The 16696-nt window shown below is 42.0% G+C and carries 21 protein-coding genes; 13 read left to right on the top strand and 8 right to left on the bottom strand.

Features of this window, described 5'->3' with window-relative positions; translation table 11 throughout:
- Positions 1-35 precede the first annotated feature (35 nt).
- Entirely contained in the window at positions 36-1388 is a 1353-nt protein-coding gene (locus tag RMY31_RS05120; RefSeq protein ID WP_322659124.1) for a sensor histidine kinase, read from the bottom strand.
- 278 nt (positions 1389-1666) lie between these two features.
- Between RMY31_RS05120 and RMY31_RS05115 the strand changes: the two genes are divergently transcribed.
- Positions 1667-1984: a DUF3155 domain-containing protein gene (locus RMY31_RS05115; protein WP_322659123.1), complete on the top strand. Its 318-nt coding sequence runs from the start codon at positions 1667-1669 to the stop codon at positions 1982-1984.
- A gap of 434 nt (positions 1985-2418) precedes the next feature.
- Here RMY31_RS05115 and RMY31_RS05110 read toward each other — a convergent pair whose 3' ends face one another.
- Together RMY31_RS05110 and RMY31_RS05105 are read right to left on the bottom strand one after the other, a co-directional pair.
- Positions 2419-2949 (bottom strand): cofactor assembly of complex C subunit B, encoded by a 531-nt coding sequence (locus RMY31_RS05110; protein ID WP_322659122.1) that lies wholly within the window; start codon positions 2947-2949, stop codon positions 2419-2421.
- A 107-nt stretch (positions 2950-3056) separates the two neighbouring features.
- Positions 3057-3404, bottom strand: coding sequence for a PadR family transcriptional regulator (locus RMY31_RS05105; RefSeq protein WP_322659121.1), 348 nt, complete (start codon positions 3402-3404; stop codon positions 3057-3059).
- Positions 3405-3920: 516 nt separating this feature from the next.
- Here RMY31_RS05105 and RMY31_RS05100 point away from each other — a divergent pair.
- From RMY31_RS05100 to rpsN, 5 genes are all read left to right on the top strand, one after another.
- The gene (locus RMY31_RS05100; RefSeq protein WP_322659120.1) at positions 3921-4499 is read left to right on the top strand and encodes a DUF3611 family protein; all 579 of its coding nucleotides are present in this window, start codon (positions 3921-3923) and stop codon (positions 4497-4499) included.
- 186 nt (positions 4500-4685) lie between these two features.
- On the top strand, positions 4686-5966 hold the full coding sequence (serS, locus tag RMY31_RS05095) for a serine--tRNA ligase (RefSeq protein WP_322659119.1): 1281 nt from the start codon (positions 4686-4688) through the stop codon (positions 5964-5966).
- Between the two features lie 154 nt (positions 5967-6120).
- A complete protein-coding gene (gene rseP, locus RMY31_RS05090) occupies positions 6121-7227 on the top strand; it encodes an RIP metalloprotease RseP (RefSeq protein ID WP_322659118.1) in 1107 nt (368 codons plus the stop codon).
- Positions 7203-7904 (top strand): endonuclease III, encoded by a 702-nt coding sequence (gene nth, locus RMY31_RS05085; protein WP_322659117.1) that lies wholly within the window; start codon positions 7203-7205, stop codon positions 7902-7904. The genes rseP and nth overlap by 25 nt, the downstream gene beginning before the upstream one ends.
- A gap of 71 nt (positions 7905-7975) precedes the next feature.
- Complete coding sequence (rpsN, locus tag RMY31_RS05080; RefSeq protein WP_322659116.1) at positions 7976-8278, top strand: 30S ribosomal protein S14; 303 nt, start codon at positions 7976-7978, stop codon at positions 8276-8278.
- Positions 8279-8408: 130 nt separating this feature from the next.
- Here rpsN and RMY31_RS05075 read toward each other — a convergent pair whose 3' ends face one another.
- The gene (locus RMY31_RS05075) at positions 8409-8738 is read right to left on the bottom strand and encodes a hypothetical protein (protein ID WP_322659115.1); all 330 of its coding nucleotides are present in this window, start codon (positions 8736-8738) and stop codon (positions 8409-8411) included.
- Positions 8739-8832: 94 nt separating this feature from the next.
- Between RMY31_RS05075 and aat the strand changes: the two genes are divergently transcribed.
- The 4 genes from aat to RMY31_RS05055 all read left to right on the top strand — a co-directional run bounded on the left by aat (position 8833) and on the right by RMY31_RS05055 (position 11958).
- Complete coding sequence (aat, locus tag RMY31_RS05070; RefSeq protein ID WP_322659142.1) at positions 8833-9408, top strand: leucyl/phenylalanyl-tRNA--protein transferase; 576 nt, start codon at positions 8833-8835, stop codon at positions 9406-9408.
- A gap of 73 nt (positions 9409-9481) precedes the next feature.
- Positions 9482-9946: a hypothetical protein gene (locus RMY31_RS05065; protein ID WP_322659114.1), complete on the top strand. Its 465-nt coding sequence runs from the start codon at positions 9482-9484 to the stop codon at positions 9944-9946.
- A gap of 279 nt (positions 9947-10225) precedes the next feature.
- Positions 10226-10585 (top strand): VOC family protein, encoded by a 360-nt coding sequence (locus RMY31_RS05060; RefSeq protein ID WP_322659141.1) that lies wholly within the window; start codon positions 10226-10228, stop codon positions 10583-10585.
- Positions 10586-10665: 80 nt separating this feature from the next.
- Positions 10666-11958 carry a recombinase family protein gene (locus tag RMY31_RS05055; RefSeq protein WP_322659140.1) on the top strand — a complete coding sequence of 431 codons (1293 nt, stop codon included), beginning with the start codon at positions 10666-10668 and terminating at the stop codon, positions 11956-11958.
- A 9-nt stretch (positions 11959-11967) separates the two neighbouring features.
- On the opposite strand, the gene RMY31_RS05050 is transcribed toward RMY31_RS05055, so the two are convergent.
- A complete protein-coding gene (locus RMY31_RS05050) occupies positions 11968-12183 on the bottom strand; it encodes a chlorophyll a/b-binding protein (protein WP_322659113.1) in 216 nt (71 codons plus the stop codon).
- Between the two features lie 181 nt (positions 12184-12364).
- Between RMY31_RS05050 and thyX the strand changes: the two genes are divergently transcribed.
- From thyX to dut, 3 genes are all read left to right on the top strand, one after another.
- Entirely contained in the window at positions 12365-13087 is a 723-nt protein-coding gene (gene thyX, locus RMY31_RS05045; RefSeq protein WP_322659112.1) for an FAD-dependent thymidylate synthase, read from the top strand.
- Positions 13088-13340: 253 nt separating this feature from the next.
- Complete coding sequence (locus RMY31_RS05040) at positions 13341-14192, top strand: dCTP deaminase domain-containing protein (protein ID WP_322659111.1); 852 nt, start codon at positions 13341-13343, stop codon at positions 14190-14192.
- Positions 14193-14235: 43 nt separating this feature from the next.
- Positions 14236-14676 (top strand): dUTP diphosphatase, encoded by a 441-nt coding sequence (gene dut, locus RMY31_RS05035; protein ID WP_322659110.1) that lies wholly within the window; start codon positions 14236-14238, stop codon positions 14674-14676.
- Between the two features lie 18 nt (positions 14677-14694).
- Here the strand turns inward: dut and dcd (RMY31_RS05030) are convergent, their stop codons facing one another.
- From dcd (RMY31_RS05030) to RMY31_RS05020, 3 genes are all read right to left on the bottom strand, one after another.
- Positions 14695-15294 carry a dCTP deaminase gene (dcd, locus tag RMY31_RS05030; protein ID WP_409877364.1) on the bottom strand — a complete coding sequence of 200 codons (600 nt, stop codon included), beginning with the start codon at positions 15292-15294 and terminating at the stop codon, positions 14695-14697.
- Positions 15295-15322: 28 nt separating this feature from the next.
- Positions 15323-15895 (bottom strand): dCTP deaminase, encoded by a 573-nt coding sequence (gene dcd / locus RMY31_RS05025; protein WP_322659138.1) that lies wholly within the window; start codon positions 15893-15895, stop codon positions 15323-15325.
- 86 nt (positions 15896-15981) lie between these two features.
- Positions 15982-16518 carry a P-loop NTPase family protein gene (locus RMY31_RS05020; protein ID WP_322659109.1) on the bottom strand — a complete coding sequence of 179 codons (537 nt, stop codon included), beginning with the start codon at positions 16516-16518 and terminating at the stop codon, positions 15982-15984.
- Positions 16519-16696: the final 178 nt, after the last annotated feature.

Genomic DNA, 16696 nt, shown 5'->3' with positions numbered 1-16696 from the left:
CAAATGACAACTAACAACTAACAACTGACAACTGACTAACTCCCGACTTCCGGCAACCAAATAATAAACGTAGTTCCCGGTGCGTCGAGTGAAGAAAACTTAGAGTTAATCGCAGGGCTGAAAACCTCAATTTCGCCCTGCATTTGCTCTATTAATTGTTTAGCGATCGCTATTCCCAAACCTGTACCCGGTATTTCTGTTTGTGCCTGTACGCCCCGATAATGGCGTTCTCCTAGATGTTCTAAATCTTGTGGGGGAATGCCAGGGCCACTATCACTAATGGCGATTCCTTGAAAATTAGCTTTTTGTTGTCCCGCTTGAATGAAAATTTTACCGCCTGCGGGGGTATATTTCAGGGCATTGTCTACAATATTGCTCAATACCTCTTGTAAGGCTTTGATATTAGCGCGTACTAGCGGCAAGTTTTGCGGAATTTCTACTTTCAGTTGCAGATTTCGCTCTTGGGCGATTGCTCGAGCCGAGACTAACAATGGTGCTAATAAATCGGCTACAGCGCAATCCGCTGCTTTATCCCCCGTTCCTGGCAACAATAGTGCTGGTTTAGGTTCTTTTTGCACTGTTGCTTCCACAAATACTTCATTTTCAGGCAGGGTGAGTGGTGCTAAATCTGCATCCCAGTCAATGACTTTCTCAAATTGTTGCAGCAGTTCTTGGAGGCGATCGCTTTCCCGAACTATATTATCTCCCACATCTCGGTTAGGATCGCCTGGTCGCAGTCGCTTTAACAGCAACTTACCAAAAGTCCGCAATGCTGTTAACGGGTTGCGAAACTGGTGCAATAAGTTATCAAGTAAATCTCGCTGCTGTTCTTGCAGAATTTGTTGTTGATGCAGCTGATGTTGCAACCATGCTCGACGCTGATCCAAAACACAAGCGATCGCCAGCGTTTGCCCTATCCTTTGAATTTCACTTTGCTCTTGTTCATTCCAAGGCCGGTCTTCCCTACCTGTCACCAGTAATCCCATCATCATACCCTCATGAATCAGAGGTAACACCATTTGGTGTCCACTGAGCAAGTATTCCTCTTTGAAATTGGGTTGCTCAGTATCTGGTGTCTCTGTCTCCCGTGAAGCAGCGGGAGATTCTGAACCCACTGTCAATAATTTTTCCTGTTGCTGGGGTAATACCAAAACATTGCCAATTTGCAGTTGGTTGCCTGCTGTTGCCTCAGTAATCTCTTGGGCTGGCTGTAATACTGCTGTCTCTGGGTAAACTACCAGAGGAATCAGCTTTGCCTTACCTGAGGAAGCCTCTACCAATTCTTGGGTGAGGTAAACAACACTTAAAGTTGCTCCCAACCCTTGGGTTAGCAATGCTATTTGCTCTCGGCATAGCGCCACAAAATCCGAACTGGCAGACATTAACATTTTTCAGCTCTTGCTCAGGATCGCTAACTTTGAAGGAAGATAAAAGAAGAAGCTTAATTTTCCCTCATTTAATAAAGCTTAACTAAAATCTTCTCAGTGATGGTTTGTACCAGGGGATTATATCCTCCATGGCTGCTGATTTATCTATATTCAAAAATATTATTTTTGTTGTATCAAAAGTTAAGAAACTATTGATCTTTAGAACTAGAACCTATATAATTACGACGGATTTTGTAGCTATCACTACAATCTATAGCTTGAAAGAGGAGGACAATAGGTTGGCAAGAAGACGGAAAAGGAAAAGTCGTCGTCGCCAGGAAGGACGGCGGATTCTCGAGCATGTGCCTCAATTTAGCATCGAAAGCGGCGAAGAAAAACCTGTGACAGCAGCAAGAAAATTCATTCAAGCTGAAAACATCGCGCCACCAGCGTTGCTACTCGTAAAGCGCAACGAACACACCACAGACCGTTATTTTTGGGCAGAAAAGGGTCTGTTTGGTGCTCAATACGTAGAAGAAAACCATTTCTTGTTTCCCAGCTTGCGGACATTAGAAGGTCCCGTAGGCCCTGAACCTGTTGCAGTGGCTAGTCGTTAAACATAAATGGTTATCTGATATCTTGAGTGTGGCTTCTGACAATCATTTAACTGGCAAACCTTCTCTGTTTATGCAAGATTTTTGTTTTTTTTAAGTTTCTAAGTAATTTGCCAGTAGAGCTAGTCCAAATAGTTGGACGATCAACTCTGCTCAAACCACATCAGTTTGTATGAGTTGATTTCTAGTTAAATGATGCAGCAGGGAGATAGGAGAGAGCGAAACGCATCCACAAGCGAGAGTTGAGTTGCGCTCTTATCTAGAGGATTGACTAATTCAGTAAGCCTGTCAACAAATATGGCTTTTTCCCTACGACATTTCGCCGTAGGGAAATCAACATCACACCAGTCGTCTTTCCTCCTCCCTAATGTCTATTTACTGAAGAATTTGCCAGAAGTCTGCATCTCACACTGAAAGACGGTCATAAAAGCTAACAGTTACTCACCCAGCTTTAGCTGTAATGCCCTCTGTAACTCTATGAGTTCATCTCGGTGGGCGATTACAGTGAGCTTACTTGAGAAGGTTTGCTGATTCGGGGTTGCTTCCAATTTCAGCGACACCTTCTCAAGTCTTCCAGATTTTTTCCAATAAAAAAGGCCACTTAAGGGCGATAACAGCACTATTCCTAGAAAGAGCGTACTGAGGCTAGGAAAAAGTAGCGACAACACCAATGATAGACAAGCAAGACCAGCGGTCGCCAGCAGTGTCAAAAATACAGCTAAAAACCAACTTGGTTGAACAAACCCTTCAAAAGTCACTTGGTTTTGTTCTCGGTTCACCGCTGCCACTCGATAAGACCGAGAGCGGAAATACTCTTTAATTTTCGGCATTAAAGCAGCTTCCTCTTGCTCAGATACCAGTTGCGCTGTTTCTGTACGGTCTTTGGTAGAGGCACGAATAAAGAAAATCAGCCCAACCGCTAATAACAAAGTTAGTAGCAGCGTGGATGGCAGAATAGCAGTATCCATAACTAATTGCATCTTTTGACTGTTGACCATTGACTGTTTGACCGTTGACTGTTAATAGTCAACGACCATTACAAGTCATCCTTTAGCTTATCAATACTAATTATTCGTTAGTTTGTCCTCCGATTGATGTACTCGTCCCAAAGCTGAGCCAAATCCTGCGCTTGAACTTCCCATTCTGGAGAAACTAGGTACATTCGCCTAGGCCGTCCCCGCCCTTCGAGTTTTTTCCAATACCCAGTAATTGCTCTTTGATCCTCTAGAAATTTGATTGCACTATAAAGCACGGTATCCGAAAGCCTATAGGTTGGGTATTCAGTTTCTAATTGTTGGATTAACTCAGTGCCGTAGGATTCACCTCGTAGCAAAATATACATGATATAACATACTGCTAGTTCCTGACAGAGGTAAGTTGGCGGAGGATTCTCAAAGAATTGATATATATCCTCAAGTTTCATAGTTAGTGAATGGCTAAAAAAATGCCTTAAGGTAGAATCTACAAACCTTGTAGTCAGTATATAGTGATACTCTAAATGAGTAAGTATATATCGCTACTGAGGCAGAATTTCCAAAGTGTAAACATTAAGTAACGACCCACGCTACTGAAGTCGCGGGACGCAATCGTGCAGATTTTAGGGCGTAGGAATGTAAAACCCTACGCTCCTACCCAAACTCTAGGCGGTGTGTTGAGGAGCAATTAAGACAGTGGCTTTGCCTCTGCCCAGGTGTCTAGTGATGCCGAGCTTGTTAGAACTGCTGAAACATAAGATGCCATCGAAGAAATTTTACAGGTAAAATGCCTTTTTGTCTGTAAAAGTTAGTAAACACTTTCTTTTACAGTAGTTATCCCAGTGGAACGAAGATAAGGGGATGGGGGAGATGAAGGAGAATAATAACTCCTAACTTCCAACTCAGCACTATTCTGGTAGATGTGATAGTAAACTTAGCAAGCACCTAGCATATTGGTGATCGGTATGTCGCAAACTCCAGACGCTCCGTCTTCTTCGTCTAATCTTCGGGCAATTGCCCAAACCTTCCGCCTCATAGGTTGGATTAGCTTTTGGATTCAGTTAGTCCTAGGCGTTGTTTCTGGCATAATTGTGCTGCTGTTCGCCATATTTAGTCAAAGAGCTGGCAGCCCAAGTAATAATCCTGGGACTGGCTTTGGTGTGTTTTTAGCGGTTTGTGGATTGATTGTTTTGGGCGGGGGCATTTATTTGGCTTACCGTTACACCAGAATTGGTAATCAGTTGCAATCCTCCAATCCTAGCAACCGCCCGCGTAAAAGTGAGACTGTGCAAGTATTACGCTTGGGACTGTGGGTAAATTTAGCGGGAACATTGGTAACTCTTTTGGGGGCACAAGCGATCGTTGGTACGCTGGTAGCAAGGTCTATCTCCCCTCAAGCCATCACTACTCAATTTTTCGATCCTACTCGGATTATTAGTGGACTAGACATGCTTGTGGTGCAAGCAAATACAAATACTGTGTCAGCGCACTTTGCAGGGCTTGTAGCGACACTTTGGTTGCTGAATCGCATTAATAAGCCTTAATGTAAGTGCTGATGCTTTCGTGACTCTGGCAGCGAGTAATGCCATAGCAGAATTTTGCACTAAACTAAGACTGATTTTTTCAACAAACGTTGTTTTTGCAGTCACAGCAAGCCAAAATTACTATATGCTGCTGATGTGTTAACTGTATTCACAGGAAGATTCTAGGCTGGAGACTGAGAAAAATTTGTGCTGGATATTAAGCAAATACGGGAAAATCCGCAATTAGTTCAGGAACGGTTAAACAGTCGTAATGGTAAATACGACATCGAACCGATATTACAGCTAGATAGGCAACAACGGGAACTAGAGGTGACGCGCAGTCAACTTCAAGCCCGTAGTAATGAAATCGGGAAAATCGTTGGGCAAAAAATTAAATCTGGTGTCACTCCTCAAGACCCAGAAATTCAAGCTTTGCGGGACGAAGGTAATTCCATCAAAGTTAAGTTGAGCGAACTGGAACCGCAAGAGAAAAACCTAAAAGCTGAAATTCAGCAATTGCTGCTAGCACTCCCAAACTTACCAAGCGACTCTACACCTCTTGGTAAGAGTGAGGAAGAAAACGTAGAGGTGCGCCGCTGGGGTGATGAGTACATGCCCCAGAACTCGAATATTCTCCCTCACTGGGAAATTGCCGAAAAGTTGGGTATTCTCAATGTTGAGCGGGCTGTGAAAGTTGCTCAAAGTCGCTTTGTAACCCTAATAGGTGCTGGTGCAGCGCTAGAAAGGGCATTAATTCAATTTATGCTGACTCTCCAGACTCAGGCTGGATATGTAGAAGTCAGTCCGCCATTTTTAGTAAATACCGATTCTTTGACGGCGACTGGTCAGCTACCCAAGTTTGCTGAAGAAAGCTTTAAATGCGCTGATGATGACTTATGGCTGATTCCCACAGCAGAAGTTCCTGTTACTAATCTTTACCGTGGAGAAATTCTAGCGGCTGAAGATTTGCCTATCTACCACTGTGCTTACACTCCTTGTTTTCGTCGTGAAGCGGGTAGTTATGGGCGAGATATGCGGGGATTAATTCGTCTGCATCAATTCAATAAGGTAGAACTGGTGAAATTTGTCAATCCCAGTACTTCTTTTGACGAATTGGAAAAACTGGTGGGGAATGCAGAAGCAATTCTACAAGCCTTGCAGCTACCTTACCGCGTCATCAATTTATGCACTGGGGATTTGGGATTTTCTTCTACTAAAACCTATGATTTGGAGGTTTGGCTACCTTCCTCTGGTAAATACCGAGAAATTTCCAGCTGTTCTAATTTTATAGACTTCCAGGCGCGACGGGCTGATATTCGTTTTAAAGAGGCGGGGAAGAAAGGTACCCAGTTCGTACATACCCTCAATGGTTCTGGTTTGGCGGTGGGACGCACAATGGCAGCAATTTTGGAGAATTATCAACAACCCGATGGGACGGTGCGGATACCTGAAGCGCTGCAACCTTACTTAGGGCGTGAGGTATTGTAATTTAGCTGTAATTAGTTAGTTGTCAGTTGTCAACCAGACAACTGGATAATATTGCAAAAATATTCCATTTGGGCTAATCATATCAAGCCCTAGTTTATAGCACATCTTAAAATAGAGATAAGTATGTAGCTTAATATCTTCACTAATTTACTCTATGTCAGTTTTAGCAGCGATCGCAGTCTTGGCTGTTTTGATCTTGGTACACGAGTTGGGACACTTTGTTGCAGCACGTTCTCAAGGTATTCACGTTAACCGCTTTTCTTTGGGGTTTGGCCCCATTCTTTGGAAGTACCAAGGATCGCAAACCGAATATGCTATCCGCGCCTTTCCTTTGGGTGGCTTTGTGGGTTTTCCTGACGACGACCCAGATAGCGATATTCCACCCAATGACCCGAATCTGCTGCGTAACCGTCCAATTTTAGACCGGGCGATCGTCATCAGTGCTGGAGTGATAGCAAATTTAATATTTGCCTATCTCCTTCTAGTAGTACAAGTTGGCACGGTTGGTATACCACAAACAACCCAACCCTTACCAGGAGTTTTAATCCAACAGCTAGCACCAGATGTTAGTTCAGTAGCACAAAAAGCCGGAATTCAAAAAGGAGATATAATTTTAGCCGCTAATCAAAGAGAATTTGGGGCATCGCAGCAAGAGTTAGAAGCTTTAAGGGAAATAATTAAAACCAATGCAGGTAAACCAGTTGAATTAGAAATTGCCCGTGGGGAGCAAAAGTTTTCTGTAAACCTAGTTCCTGAAGCTAAATCAAACGGTGAAGGCAGTATTGGCATCGGACTTTCTCCCAATGTCAAAATAGAACGTCATCCCGTTACTAACCCGGTGAAAGCTTTGAACATTGGTGCGGTGGAATTTCAGCGCATTGTCACCCTGACATTTAAAGGGTTTGGGCAACTAATCACAAACTTTGGCGAAACAGCTAACCAAGTAGCTGGGCCAATTAAAATTGTGGAAATTGGGGCTAACATCGCCCAAAACGATACAGGCAGTTTGTTCTTCTTTGCCGCTTTAATTAGTATTAACTTGGCAATCATTAATATTTTGCCTTTACCAGCTTTGGATGGTGGACAACTAGCGTTTCTGCTAATCGAAGGTTTGCGCGGTAAACCCATACCTACCCGTATCCAAGAAGGTGTGATGCAAACTGGTTTAATGCTACTGTTAGGACTGGGAATTTTTCTAATAGTTAAAGAAACCACCCAGTTAACTAGCCAGTTGGAATGGGTACAAAAATTGTTCCAGTGAGTACCACTCGTAAATCGCTATCTAAGAAGCAACAGGCACTAGAAATTCTAGTTCGCCTGAAGCGTCTTTATCCAAACGCAACCTGCTCTTTGAACTACTCAACACCAGTACAACTGCTAGTGGCAACTATTCTCTCTGCTCAGTGTACTGATGAGCGAGTCAATAAAGTAACTCCTGAGCTATTTAGTAGGTTTCCGGATGCAGCTAGTTTGGCGAACGCTGACTTATTTGAGTTAGAAAACTTGGTGCGTTCCACAGGGTTTTATCGCAATAAGGCGAAAAATATTCAAGCAGCATGTCGGATGATTGTTTGCGAGTTTGACTCTGTTGTACCCAACAAAATGGAGCAGTTGTTGCGGCTTCCGGGTGTGGCGCGGAAGACGGCAAATGTAGTCTTGGCTCATGCTTATGGCATTAACGCTGGGGTGACTGTAGATACTCACGTCAATCGCCTCAGCCAGCGTTTAGGTTTAACTGAGCATTCAGATCCCATCCGCATTGAAAAAGATTTAATGGGGTTGTTACCTCAAGCAGATTGGGAAAATTGGTCAATTCGGCTCATTTATCACGGTCGTGCTGTTTGTAAAGCTCGCTCTCCTGCTTGTGATGCTTGTAAGTTGGCAGATTTATGCCCTGCTGCTAATAAACCAGTGATGATAGTACGACAACACAAGTAGCCCTAGAATTGATAGGGACACTGTAGAATGGAAAATACTGTCTTTAAGTGAATTAGACCTAGACATAATATATGGCCAAGAAGAGTATGATTGAGCGCGAGAAAAAACGCGCCAAGTTGGTAGAAAAGTATGCCGAAAAGCGGGAAGCCTTGCTGGAAGAGTTCAGAACAACAGAATCTCCCTTAGACAAGCTGGACATTCATCGGCAAATTCAACAGTTACCGCGTAATAGTGCGCCCAGCCGTCGCCGTAACCGTTGCTGGGTAACTGGTCGTCCTAGAGGTGTTTACCGCGACTTTGGGCTATCTCGGAACGTACTGCGGGAATGGGCCCATGAAGGTCTTTTACCCGGAGTAGTTAAGTCTAGTTGGTAGTCAGTGGTGAGTCAGCGTGGTCTTGGGGGTTTCCCCCATGAGCGACTGGCGAACCCCGAAGGGGTCAGTAGTTAGTAGTCAGTTGTACAGAACGAACAACTGACAATGGACAACTGACAACTGACTAATATTATTGACCGCAACATTTATCAATTCCCAGACTTTCTAAGAGTAGATCGCTGACGGCGTTGGCGATCGCAAACTCTCCATAAAAGCTTTTGGAAAAATCAAACGCCTGCATCTCTGTAACAATGGCAATCACCAAAGAACCTAGGTCATTTTCTCCTTCCATGCGCTGCCTGACAAAGATTTGTGCTGCACGTTGGGCAATCTTGTGATTGACTGTTTCAGGGATGAATTCTGCGTCCAGCCACCGCAATAGACGCTCTTGCAACCATTTGCCTTCAAGGTAGGGATTTTCTGATGGTGGTAGGGTGATGGGTGGAATTGCTTGAGTCATTTTTTTAAACGCAGGGAAACATTAAGGAAATTGCAGAGGAACGCAAAGGGTGACTGCTAGCATCAAATTGCGTGACTCTGGTATTTTTTTATCTATGCAATATGATATCGCCGCTATTATTCAGGGCTATGCTCAAGGCTATTTTCTCATGGCTGACGACAGCGATCGCTTGGGATGGTATGGAAGCCGCGATCGCACTTTGATTCCCTTAGACGAACGATTTCGCTACCCTAAGTCTTTGCAGCGTGTTCTGAACCAAGAGCGTTTTACAGTGGCGATTAATCGTGACTTTCAGACTGTAGTCGCTGGCTGTTCTAACCGCGAAACAACTTGGATTTCACCAGAATTAGAAGAAATTTACTGGCTACTTTACCAGAAGGGTTATGCTTATAGTTTTGAAACTTGGCAAGGTGACGAACTCGCTGGGGGAATTTTGGGGATTGTCATTGGCGGTGCTTTTATTGGCGAATCGATGTTTTACCGCATTACTGAAGGTTCAAAAGTGGCGATGGTAAAGTTGGTGGAGAGATTGCGCCAAAGGAAATTTGTGCTGTTTGATGCCCAAATGATGAATCCCCACTTAGAAAGATTTGGTGCTTATCGCATTGGCGATGAAGAACATCAAGCTTTACTCAAGCAAGCATTGCAACGTCGCTGTTTATTGGTATAAATAGGATAATCGAAACATTTTAGGCAAATTGTTAGTTTTTTTTTAAGATTGTCAATTTAAAGCTTAAAAACGTATGAATCCGAATGAATCGCCCGATCCGGAAAAGCTCAACAAACTCCTAGTTCAGATTGATGGCTTTAAGGATTGGTACTGGCATCTGCATATTCGCAATTTGTGGATAAGTAATGCAATGATTACATTTGGTATCTTCCTCGGACTTTCAGTAACAGCTACGGGTTTTTTAGGTTACGGTGTTGCATCAGGAATTTTCGGTTTAATTATCACGCTGTTTATTAGTCTTCAGAATGCATTTAATTTTGCTGAGAAAGCTGAGTTTTATAGAGTTATTCATGCAGAAGCAAAGATTCTAAGAGACCGTTTACGATACAAGGTTCACTCATCGACTGACTTTGATGCCATTGTCGACTCACTCATAATCCTGCGAAGACAAGCTGAGAAAGATATCCCAAAGGGTAAAGGCATGGAAGTTGTCAAGGATATCTATGTAAAATTACCGCCAGAAATCCACAAACCTTAAACATCTTTAGCACAGCATAGTCAGGAAAGGTTAGCTTCTCGTTCGCTTCATCACTTTTGAAAAAGTTAAACTGCCTATTGACAGTAGCGATGCCAAAGGCAAGCTGCTTTGTGTCTACGCATGTTTGGCACTTTGCTCAAGAAAACAAAATGATTATATCGCAGCCCTCAATTTAGTAAAGGAAATGCGGACTGCTCAGAATCGTTGCTGTTCTTCGGTGAGGCTGTTCCAGCGATCTGTTACGATCCATGCAGCATTAGGCGATCGCATCTTACGACAATGCAGATTACTCAGAGTCTTCACACAGCTATTCTCGTTACGGACTTAGAACGCTCCGAACACTTTTATGGCAAAGTGTTGGGGTTATCTAAAATAGACCGCACCCTCAAGTATCCTGGTGCATGGTATCAAGTTGGCAACTATCAAATCCACTTGATAGTTGCATCAACTGTTCCCACCGACAACCCAAATGAAAAATGGGGACGCAATCCCCACATCGCTTTTTCAGTTGCAGACTTGGATGCAGCCAAGCAAGAATTACTCAATCAAAATTATCCTATTCAAGCTAGCGCCTCTGGTCGCGCTGCTCTCTTCACTCAAGACCCAGATGGGAATATTATCGAGCTTAGTCAGCAGTAGTGTGGGGAGTAAGAGAAGACGCGGGGACGCGGAGAATAACAATGACAACTGTACAGACGCGATTAATCGCGTCTCTACTCATGAAAATTATCGCTTACACTTACACCGAACCCCTGTTAGAATCTTCTCCCGACCAAGCTAGTTGGGGATGGGAAGTGGATCGGGTTTATCAAGATTTGGGCAAGCGATCGCAATTACAACAATTGTTGACAGACTGCCAAACTGAATCTGTAGATTACTTGTTAATCCGTCGTTTGGAAGAATTGGGGGATACTGTAGAGGAAGTGAGCGATCGCCTCAATGAACTCGAAGCAATGGGAGTGGTAATAATTGCTATTGAACAACCCTACACTTCGGAAAATTCCCACCTCCGTGCTGACTTGCTGAAATTGCTACATGAAATCCAACGTCAGCAACATAGTCGCCGCATCCGTCAAGGTCACGCCCGCAATCGTCTTGACGCTGCTCCTCCACCCGGCAAACCTCCCTACGGCTACCGCAGAAGTAAAGATAAGTACATTGTTGACCGCAGCACTTCTCCTGTAGTTAAAGAGTTTTTTGAAAACTTTCTACTTTATGGTTCCTTGCGGGGTTCTGTGCGTTACTTAGCGAAAAAGTACGGCAAGAAAATCTCTGTTACCACTGGGCGGCGTTGGCTGACTAATCCTGTCTATCGCGGCAACACAGCTTATCGCAATGATGAAATTATTTCTGATACACATGTTCCCATAATTTCTAAAGAAGAAGCTGCCCAAGTTGACCGCCTTTTACGCCGTAATAGCCGATTACCATCTCGGACTGCTAGCGCGCCCCGTTCTTTAGCTGGGTTAGTTGTTTGTAGCGAATGTCAGTCACACATGACAGTCACTCGTGTTACCCAACGCCACCAAGACAAAGAATATCTTTACTTACGTCCCATCAGCTGCCCTAATCGCCCTAAATGTCGGGCTATTCCCTACCAGGATGTTTTGGAACGTACAATTGTCACAGTTTGTCGTGACTTACCCCTAGCAGTAGCGGGAATGAATTTTCCGCAGTTGGATGCTATTAAGAACAGTTTAGGAGAAGCGATCGCCCGTCAACAAGAAATACTTGAACAGTTACCCACTTTAGTTAAAACCGGGATTTTGGATACTGAAACAGCAAAGTTAAGGGCTTATAAACTCCGCACAGAAATTTCTGCACTTCAAGCAAAGCTGGCGACTCTTCCCCCAGTCAACTTGCGTTCTGTTGCCCAAGCTGTTTCAATTCCGCAATTTTGGTTGGACTTGTCAGAAGCAGAACGACGATTTTATTTTCGAGAATTCATCAGGCAAATCGATATTATTCGCCAAAATCAAGAATGGGATTTGCAAGTGATGTTTATTTTTTAACCGTATTGGTTACAGACCTGCTAAAAGACCCAAGACACTGTGTCCTGTCAGTATTTCTAATGCTATTAGAGAGACAAAACCAATCATTGCTAGACGACCGTTGAGTAGTTCTGCATAGGGAGTGAACCCAGTGCGATCGCCTTGCTCATCTACATAAACCTTTGGCTCAATTGCAAAGTTGTTCATCAAGCCCTGGTCGTCAACGATGGAATTGTTGGTACGCATGAAATTTTCCCTTGTTTTCTTTCTTGTAACAAACTGTAACAAAATTATTAAGGTTTGTAAAGTATATGAATCTGCCTAATAGAGATAAGATGATGAATCGAGTTAAAAGTCATGTTTAACAAACAGGCTCCGCTCCTGATTCACAAGCACTCTCAGTCACAAATTACATTTACAGCAGCCAATGGATCGATTCCGAGTAGAGGTTATTGCCAAAACACCAAACCCGCAGCAGGTAATTTATGCCGCCATGCACCAAGACTATACCGATGGGTTCGTGTTTGATGAGCGCGACTCTTGGCCCTCGGAGTCACAAAGCGGTGAAATTATTGTTAAGCGACTTTTGGCGGGAGAGAGAGGACATTACGGGCCTTTAGAGCATCCCCAGATTGTTTTTAACTGTGGTTATTTTCCCCACAGTGTGATGCAGCAAGCTCGTACTCATCGAGTTGGAGTATCATTTGATGTTCAATCTTTTAGATATACAGGGAACCAATTTATTGATGTAGTAGAGGGAAAGAAAGACATTGAAGATGTTTTCTACCTGCGTCCTGTTGGTTCTTATGCTGATAGACAAGGAAAAAAATATTACTATTCCCCAGAGCAACGAACAGCAGATTTGCAGTGGTGTCTAGAAGCAACTAGGCAATATAAAGCTGATTTTGAAGCAGGAATGTCTGAAGAACATGCAAGAGGTAAAGTACCTTTTGATTATCGCCAGCATTTTGTAGTTAGTTTTAATTTAAGGTCTTTTTTGCACTTTTGCGACTTAAGAAATAAGAAAGATGCTCAACTTGAAATTCAAAAATTGTGTGAAATGATGTGGCCTCATTTTGAGGATTGGGCACCTGCGATCGCACAATGGTATGAAAAGCAACGTCTAGGTAAGGCAAGGTTAGCACCTTAATTCTTAAGAAACATATTGGCTGATGAGTCTCCCTACGGAAGTTCACAGAATTTGCCTTAGGATAAAGCGATTGCATTCCTATTTTTTGGCTTGATTTAGGGCGATCACACAATAGTACGAACGAAAAGCAGCGTTTATGCAAGGTGAGGTTAGTATCTTAATGCTTTTTTTAAATACAAAGTTCAATCTTTAATATTTTTATGAATTTTTAACTTTAAAATACTCTTTATAGTAATAATTGGAATTTCCAAGTATGTCAATGCTAAGTGATAATGATATCAAACAAGAGTTAGGAATTAATATTTTAATCTATCCGTTCACACAAGATAATCTTAAAGGAGCAAGTTACAACTTAACAGCTAGTAAGTATGCCTGGAGTTTATCAACTAAGCAAAGCATTTATAATAGTCAACAAAATAAAATTATTATTAATCAAGGAGATACTGCTTTAATAGAAACTAATGAAACAGTTTGGGTCTCAAAAAAAATAACAGGAACCTATCATTCTAGGGTTACTCAAGTTTCACAAGGTACTGGTCACATTGGAACTACTCTCGATCCTAATTATATAGGTCCTTCACTGATATCAATAACTAATCATAGCAATTATCCTATAGAATTAATTCCGGAAATAACCAACTTTGTAACTTTAGCATTTCAGTATCTTTGTACAGAGTCTAGTAGAGAACATGGCAACACTCATGGCAGAAGAGATATCCTTGGTGAGGTAGGTATACAAATCAGTAGAGAGGAAAGCAACGCTCTTGACAAACCTTACATGAGTAATAAAGACTTACTTTTATTAAAACTAGAGGAATGTAAAGATTATCAGAGTATAAAACGTGACCGTGAAATAAAAGCTAATCACAATAAAATAGAAACTCAAAATAAAGACAAAAAAATTATTTCACGGCAATTATATGCTACTTTTGTTGGGCTAATTTTTATGTTAATATTATCGTCTTGGTATCTTCAAACTAACCAAAAGCAGTTAGGACAAAAAAACTGGTATGCATCAACTACCTCTAGTATAAATACATTTATCACTATAATGTCTTCTGCATTGGTAGCTCTAATAACTGTTGATCTAGAACGTAGAATATGAAAAGTATATCAAAGGAAGAAATAGAAACAAAGGGAAGTAATAGATGAAGTTAAGAGTATTGAAACTAGTTGATTCAGCAATTATTCCTAAATATGAATATCCAAATGATGCAGGGCTAGATTTAGTATCAATAGACGAATTAGAGCTTCCTTCTGGAGAAAGTAGGCTAATACATACTGGTATTTCAATAGAATTGCCTCAAGGAACCGAAGCTCAAATTCGTCCTAGAAGTGGTCTAGCTCTTAAGCACCAAATTACAGTTTTAAATACTCCGGGTACGGTAGACGAGGGTTATCGAGGAGAAATTAATGTAATTTTAATAAATCATGGTAAAAGTACTTTTCAAGTGAAAAAAGGAATGAAAATTGCTCAAATGGTAATTACACCTGTTGTTCGGGTTGATGTTGAAGAAGTTGATAGCCTTAGTCTTACATCTAGAGGAAATAGCGGTTTTGGCTCCACAGGAATTACAGCCAATGTGTAAACTTGCATATTATTTAGACTATACGCGAGCTAGTGTCACAATTTCAGGCTGATCTTGATATTTGCCCTGGCGAGTTTCGTAATTTATAGCACAGGATTCTCCTTCTAAAAATAGCAATTGCACGACCCCTTCATTGGCGTAGATGCGACAGTCAGTGCTAGAGGAGTTGGAAAATTCCAAGGTTAGATGACCTCGCCATGCAGGCTCAGCAGGTGTTAGATTTGCTATAATTCCGCAACGTGCATAAGTAGATTTACCTATACAAATTACAGTGATGTTGCCTGGAACCTCTAATCTTTCTAGGGCAACTCCCAAACCATAGGAATGAGCAGGTAAAATAAAGTAACTGTCATCAATATCCTTATGTAACGGTGTTGGTTCCAAATTCTGAGGATTAAACTTTTTGGGATCAACTATTGTTCCAGGAATGTGGCGAAAAATGCGAAACTCAGCCGAGGAAAGGCGTATATCGTAGCCATAGGAAGAAAGTCCATAGCTAATTACGGGTCTACCCCCTAAATCTGTATCTTTTTGCACTTTTCTAATTAAATCTGGCTCAAAGGGAGAAATCATACCTTTTTGAGCCATTTTAGCAATCCAAATATCGTTCTTAATCACAATTTCACAGCTAATTTAAACAAATTATTTAGCATACCTTAGCCAGGGTTACAAGCTCAGCTTGATCCTGATATTTACCTTGACGAGCATTGTAACTGATAGCGCAGGGTTCACCTTCTAAAAATATCAACTTCACTACACCTTCATCAGCGTAAATGCGACAGTCAGTACTGGAAGAATTGGAAAATTCTAAGGTTAGATGACCCCGCCACCCAGCTTCAGCTGGTGTTATGCTTGTTATTATACCACATCTTGCGTAAGTACTTTTACCAATGCAAATCACAGTAATATTGTTTGGAACCTCAAGCCTTTCCAAGGCAACCCCCAGACCATAAGAGTGAGCAGGCAGGATAAAGTAAATATCATTGGTATCTCTGTGTAGGGGTGTTGGTTCCAAATTATGAGGATTAAACTTTTTTGGATTAACTATAGTTCCAGGAATGTGGCGAAAAATGCGGAACTCAGCCGATGAAAGCCTGATATCGTAGCCATAGGAAGACACACCATAGCTAATTACAGGTTGAACTCCTACAGATTCATCTTTTTGCACTTTTCTAATTAAACTTGGCTCAAAAGGTGAAATCATACCTTGTTGAGCCATTTCAGTAATCCAGATATCGTTCTTAATCACAAGTTCACAGGTAATTTAAATAGAATTACTAGAATAGCGTGAACCGAGTTTTTTGTTTAGGGTCGATGACTGCGGCGGATCTCTGTAATTTGGTCTGCCAAATCTAAAAGAGATTTCGGCATCTCTGGTCCTGTGAGAATGATATCAACATGGGGAGGGCGTTTTGCCAAAAATGCTAAAACTTCAGCTTCGGGAATTAAGCCAAAGTTGATTGCCAAACTTAACTCATCTAAAACAACCAGAGAATACTTACCCTCGCACACTACTTGTTGTGTATGCTGCCAAAGCTTTTGTAAAGCTTGGTTTTCTGTATCGTCTAGGTGTGGTGTATCGATGCAGCGAGGCAAATCACAGCGAATCCAATCTAAATTTTGTCCTAACTGAATGGGTCGGTCGTGTCCTTGACGAATCCCGCCTTTGAGAAATTGCACGATTAACACTGGTGTGCCTTGACCAGCAATTCTCAGTGCTTGCGCCATAACGCTTGTAAAAAAGTTACGGTGAGTGCTAGTGAAAACTTGTATCAGTCCTTCAACTGGGTGTGGAAGGGTAAGAACCGAATTTACACTTGGGGTTTCTAACTGAGCAACCATAGGAAAAGTTAAAAAAGTTACAAATAATCAAGATTTTTTGCGGTAAGTAGTTACAAATCTACTTATATGCTCATTCTGTTTTTGACAAATTTAGAGTATCTGTTAATCTGCCTTCTTAGCAAACACTAGGTTTGTGCTGAAGTCAAGTGTTATAAATATTGACATTTTCGTTTTTTGC

It is taken from the genome of Dendronalium sp. ChiSLP03b, from assembly GCF_034531165.2.
In the GTDB taxonomy this organism is placed as follows: Bacteria; Cyanobacteriota; Cyanobacteriia; order Cyanobacteriales; family Nostocaceae; genus Dendronalium; species Dendronalium minutum.
The sequence above is the reverse complement of the archived record's forward strand: the minus strand, read 5'-3'. Positions and strand labels throughout refer to the sequence as shown.

What these genes read in the sequence shown, in the direction of transcription:
- RMY31_RS05120 (WP_322659124.1), bottom strand. Translation starts at nt 1,388, where the DNA reads ATGTTAATGTCTGCCAGTTCGGATTTTGTGGCGCTATGCCGAGAGCAA.
- RMY31_RS05110 (WP_322659122.1), bottom strand. Translation starts at nt 2,949, where the DNA reads ATGGATACTGCTATTCTGCCATCCACGCTGCTACTAACTTTGTTATTA.
- RMY31_RS05105 (WP_322659121.1), bottom strand. Translation starts at nt 3,404, where the DNA reads ATGAAACTTGAGGATATATATCAATTCTTTGAGAATCCTCCGCCAACT.
- RMY31_RS05100 (WP_322659120.1), top strand. Translation starts at nt 3,921, where the DNA reads ATGTCGCAAACTCCAGACGCTCCGTCTTCTTCGTCTAATCTTCGGGCA.
- rseP (WP_322659118.1), top strand. Translation starts at nt 6,121, where the DNA reads ATGTCAGTTTTAGCAGCGATCGCAGTCTTGGCTGTTTTGATCTTGGTA.
- nth (WP_322659117.1), top strand. Translation starts at nt 7,203, where the DNA reads ATGGGTACAAAAATTGTTCCAGTGAGTACCACTCGTAAATCGCTATCT.
- rpsN (WP_322659116.1), top strand. Translation starts at nt 7,976, where the DNA reads ATGGCCAAGAAGAGTATGATTGAGCGCGAGAAAAAACGCGCCAAGTTG.
- RMY31_RS05075 (WP_322659115.1), bottom strand. Translation starts at nt 8,738, where the DNA reads ATGACTCAAGCAATTCCACCCATCACCCTACCACCATCAGAAAATCCC.
- aat (WP_322659142.1), top strand. Translation starts at nt 8,833, where the DNA reads ATGCAATATGATATCGCCGCTATTATTCAGGGCTATGCTCAAGGCTAT.
- RMY31_RS05065 (WP_322659114.1), top strand. Translation starts at nt 9,482, where the DNA reads ATGAATCCGAATGAATCGCCCGATCCGGAAAAGCTCAACAAACTCCTA.
- RMY31_RS05060 (WP_322659141.1), top strand. Translation starts at nt 10,226, where the DNA reads ATGCAGATTACTCAGAGTCTTCACACAGCTATTCTCGTTACGGACTTA.
- RMY31_RS05055 (WP_322659140.1), top strand. Translation starts at nt 10,666, where the DNA reads ATGAAAATTATCGCTTACACTTACACCGAACCCCTGTTAGAATCTTCT.
- RMY31_RS05050 (WP_322659113.1), bottom strand. Translation starts at nt 12,183, where the DNA reads ATGCGTACCAACAATTCCATCGTTGACGACCAGGGCTTGATGAACAAC.
- thyX (WP_322659112.1), top strand. Translation starts at nt 12,365, where the DNA reads ATGGATCGATTCCGAGTAGAGGTTATTGCCAAAACACCAAACCCGCAG.
- RMY31_RS05040 (WP_322659111.1), top strand. Translation starts at nt 13,341, where the DNA reads ATGTCAATGCTAAGTGATAATGATATCAAACAAGAGTTAGGAATTAAT.
- dut (WP_322659110.1), top strand. Translation starts at nt 14,236, where the DNA reads ATGAAGTTAAGAGTATTGAAACTAGTTGATTCAGCAATTATTCCTAAA.
- dcd (WP_322659138.1), bottom strand. Translation starts at nt 15,895, where the DNA reads ATGGCTCAACAAGGTATGATTTCACCTTTTGAGCCAAGTTTAATTAGA.
- RMY31_RS05020 (WP_322659109.1), bottom strand. Translation starts at nt 16,518, where the DNA reads ATGGTTGCTCAGTTAGAAACCCCAAGTGTAAATTCGGTTCTTACCCTT.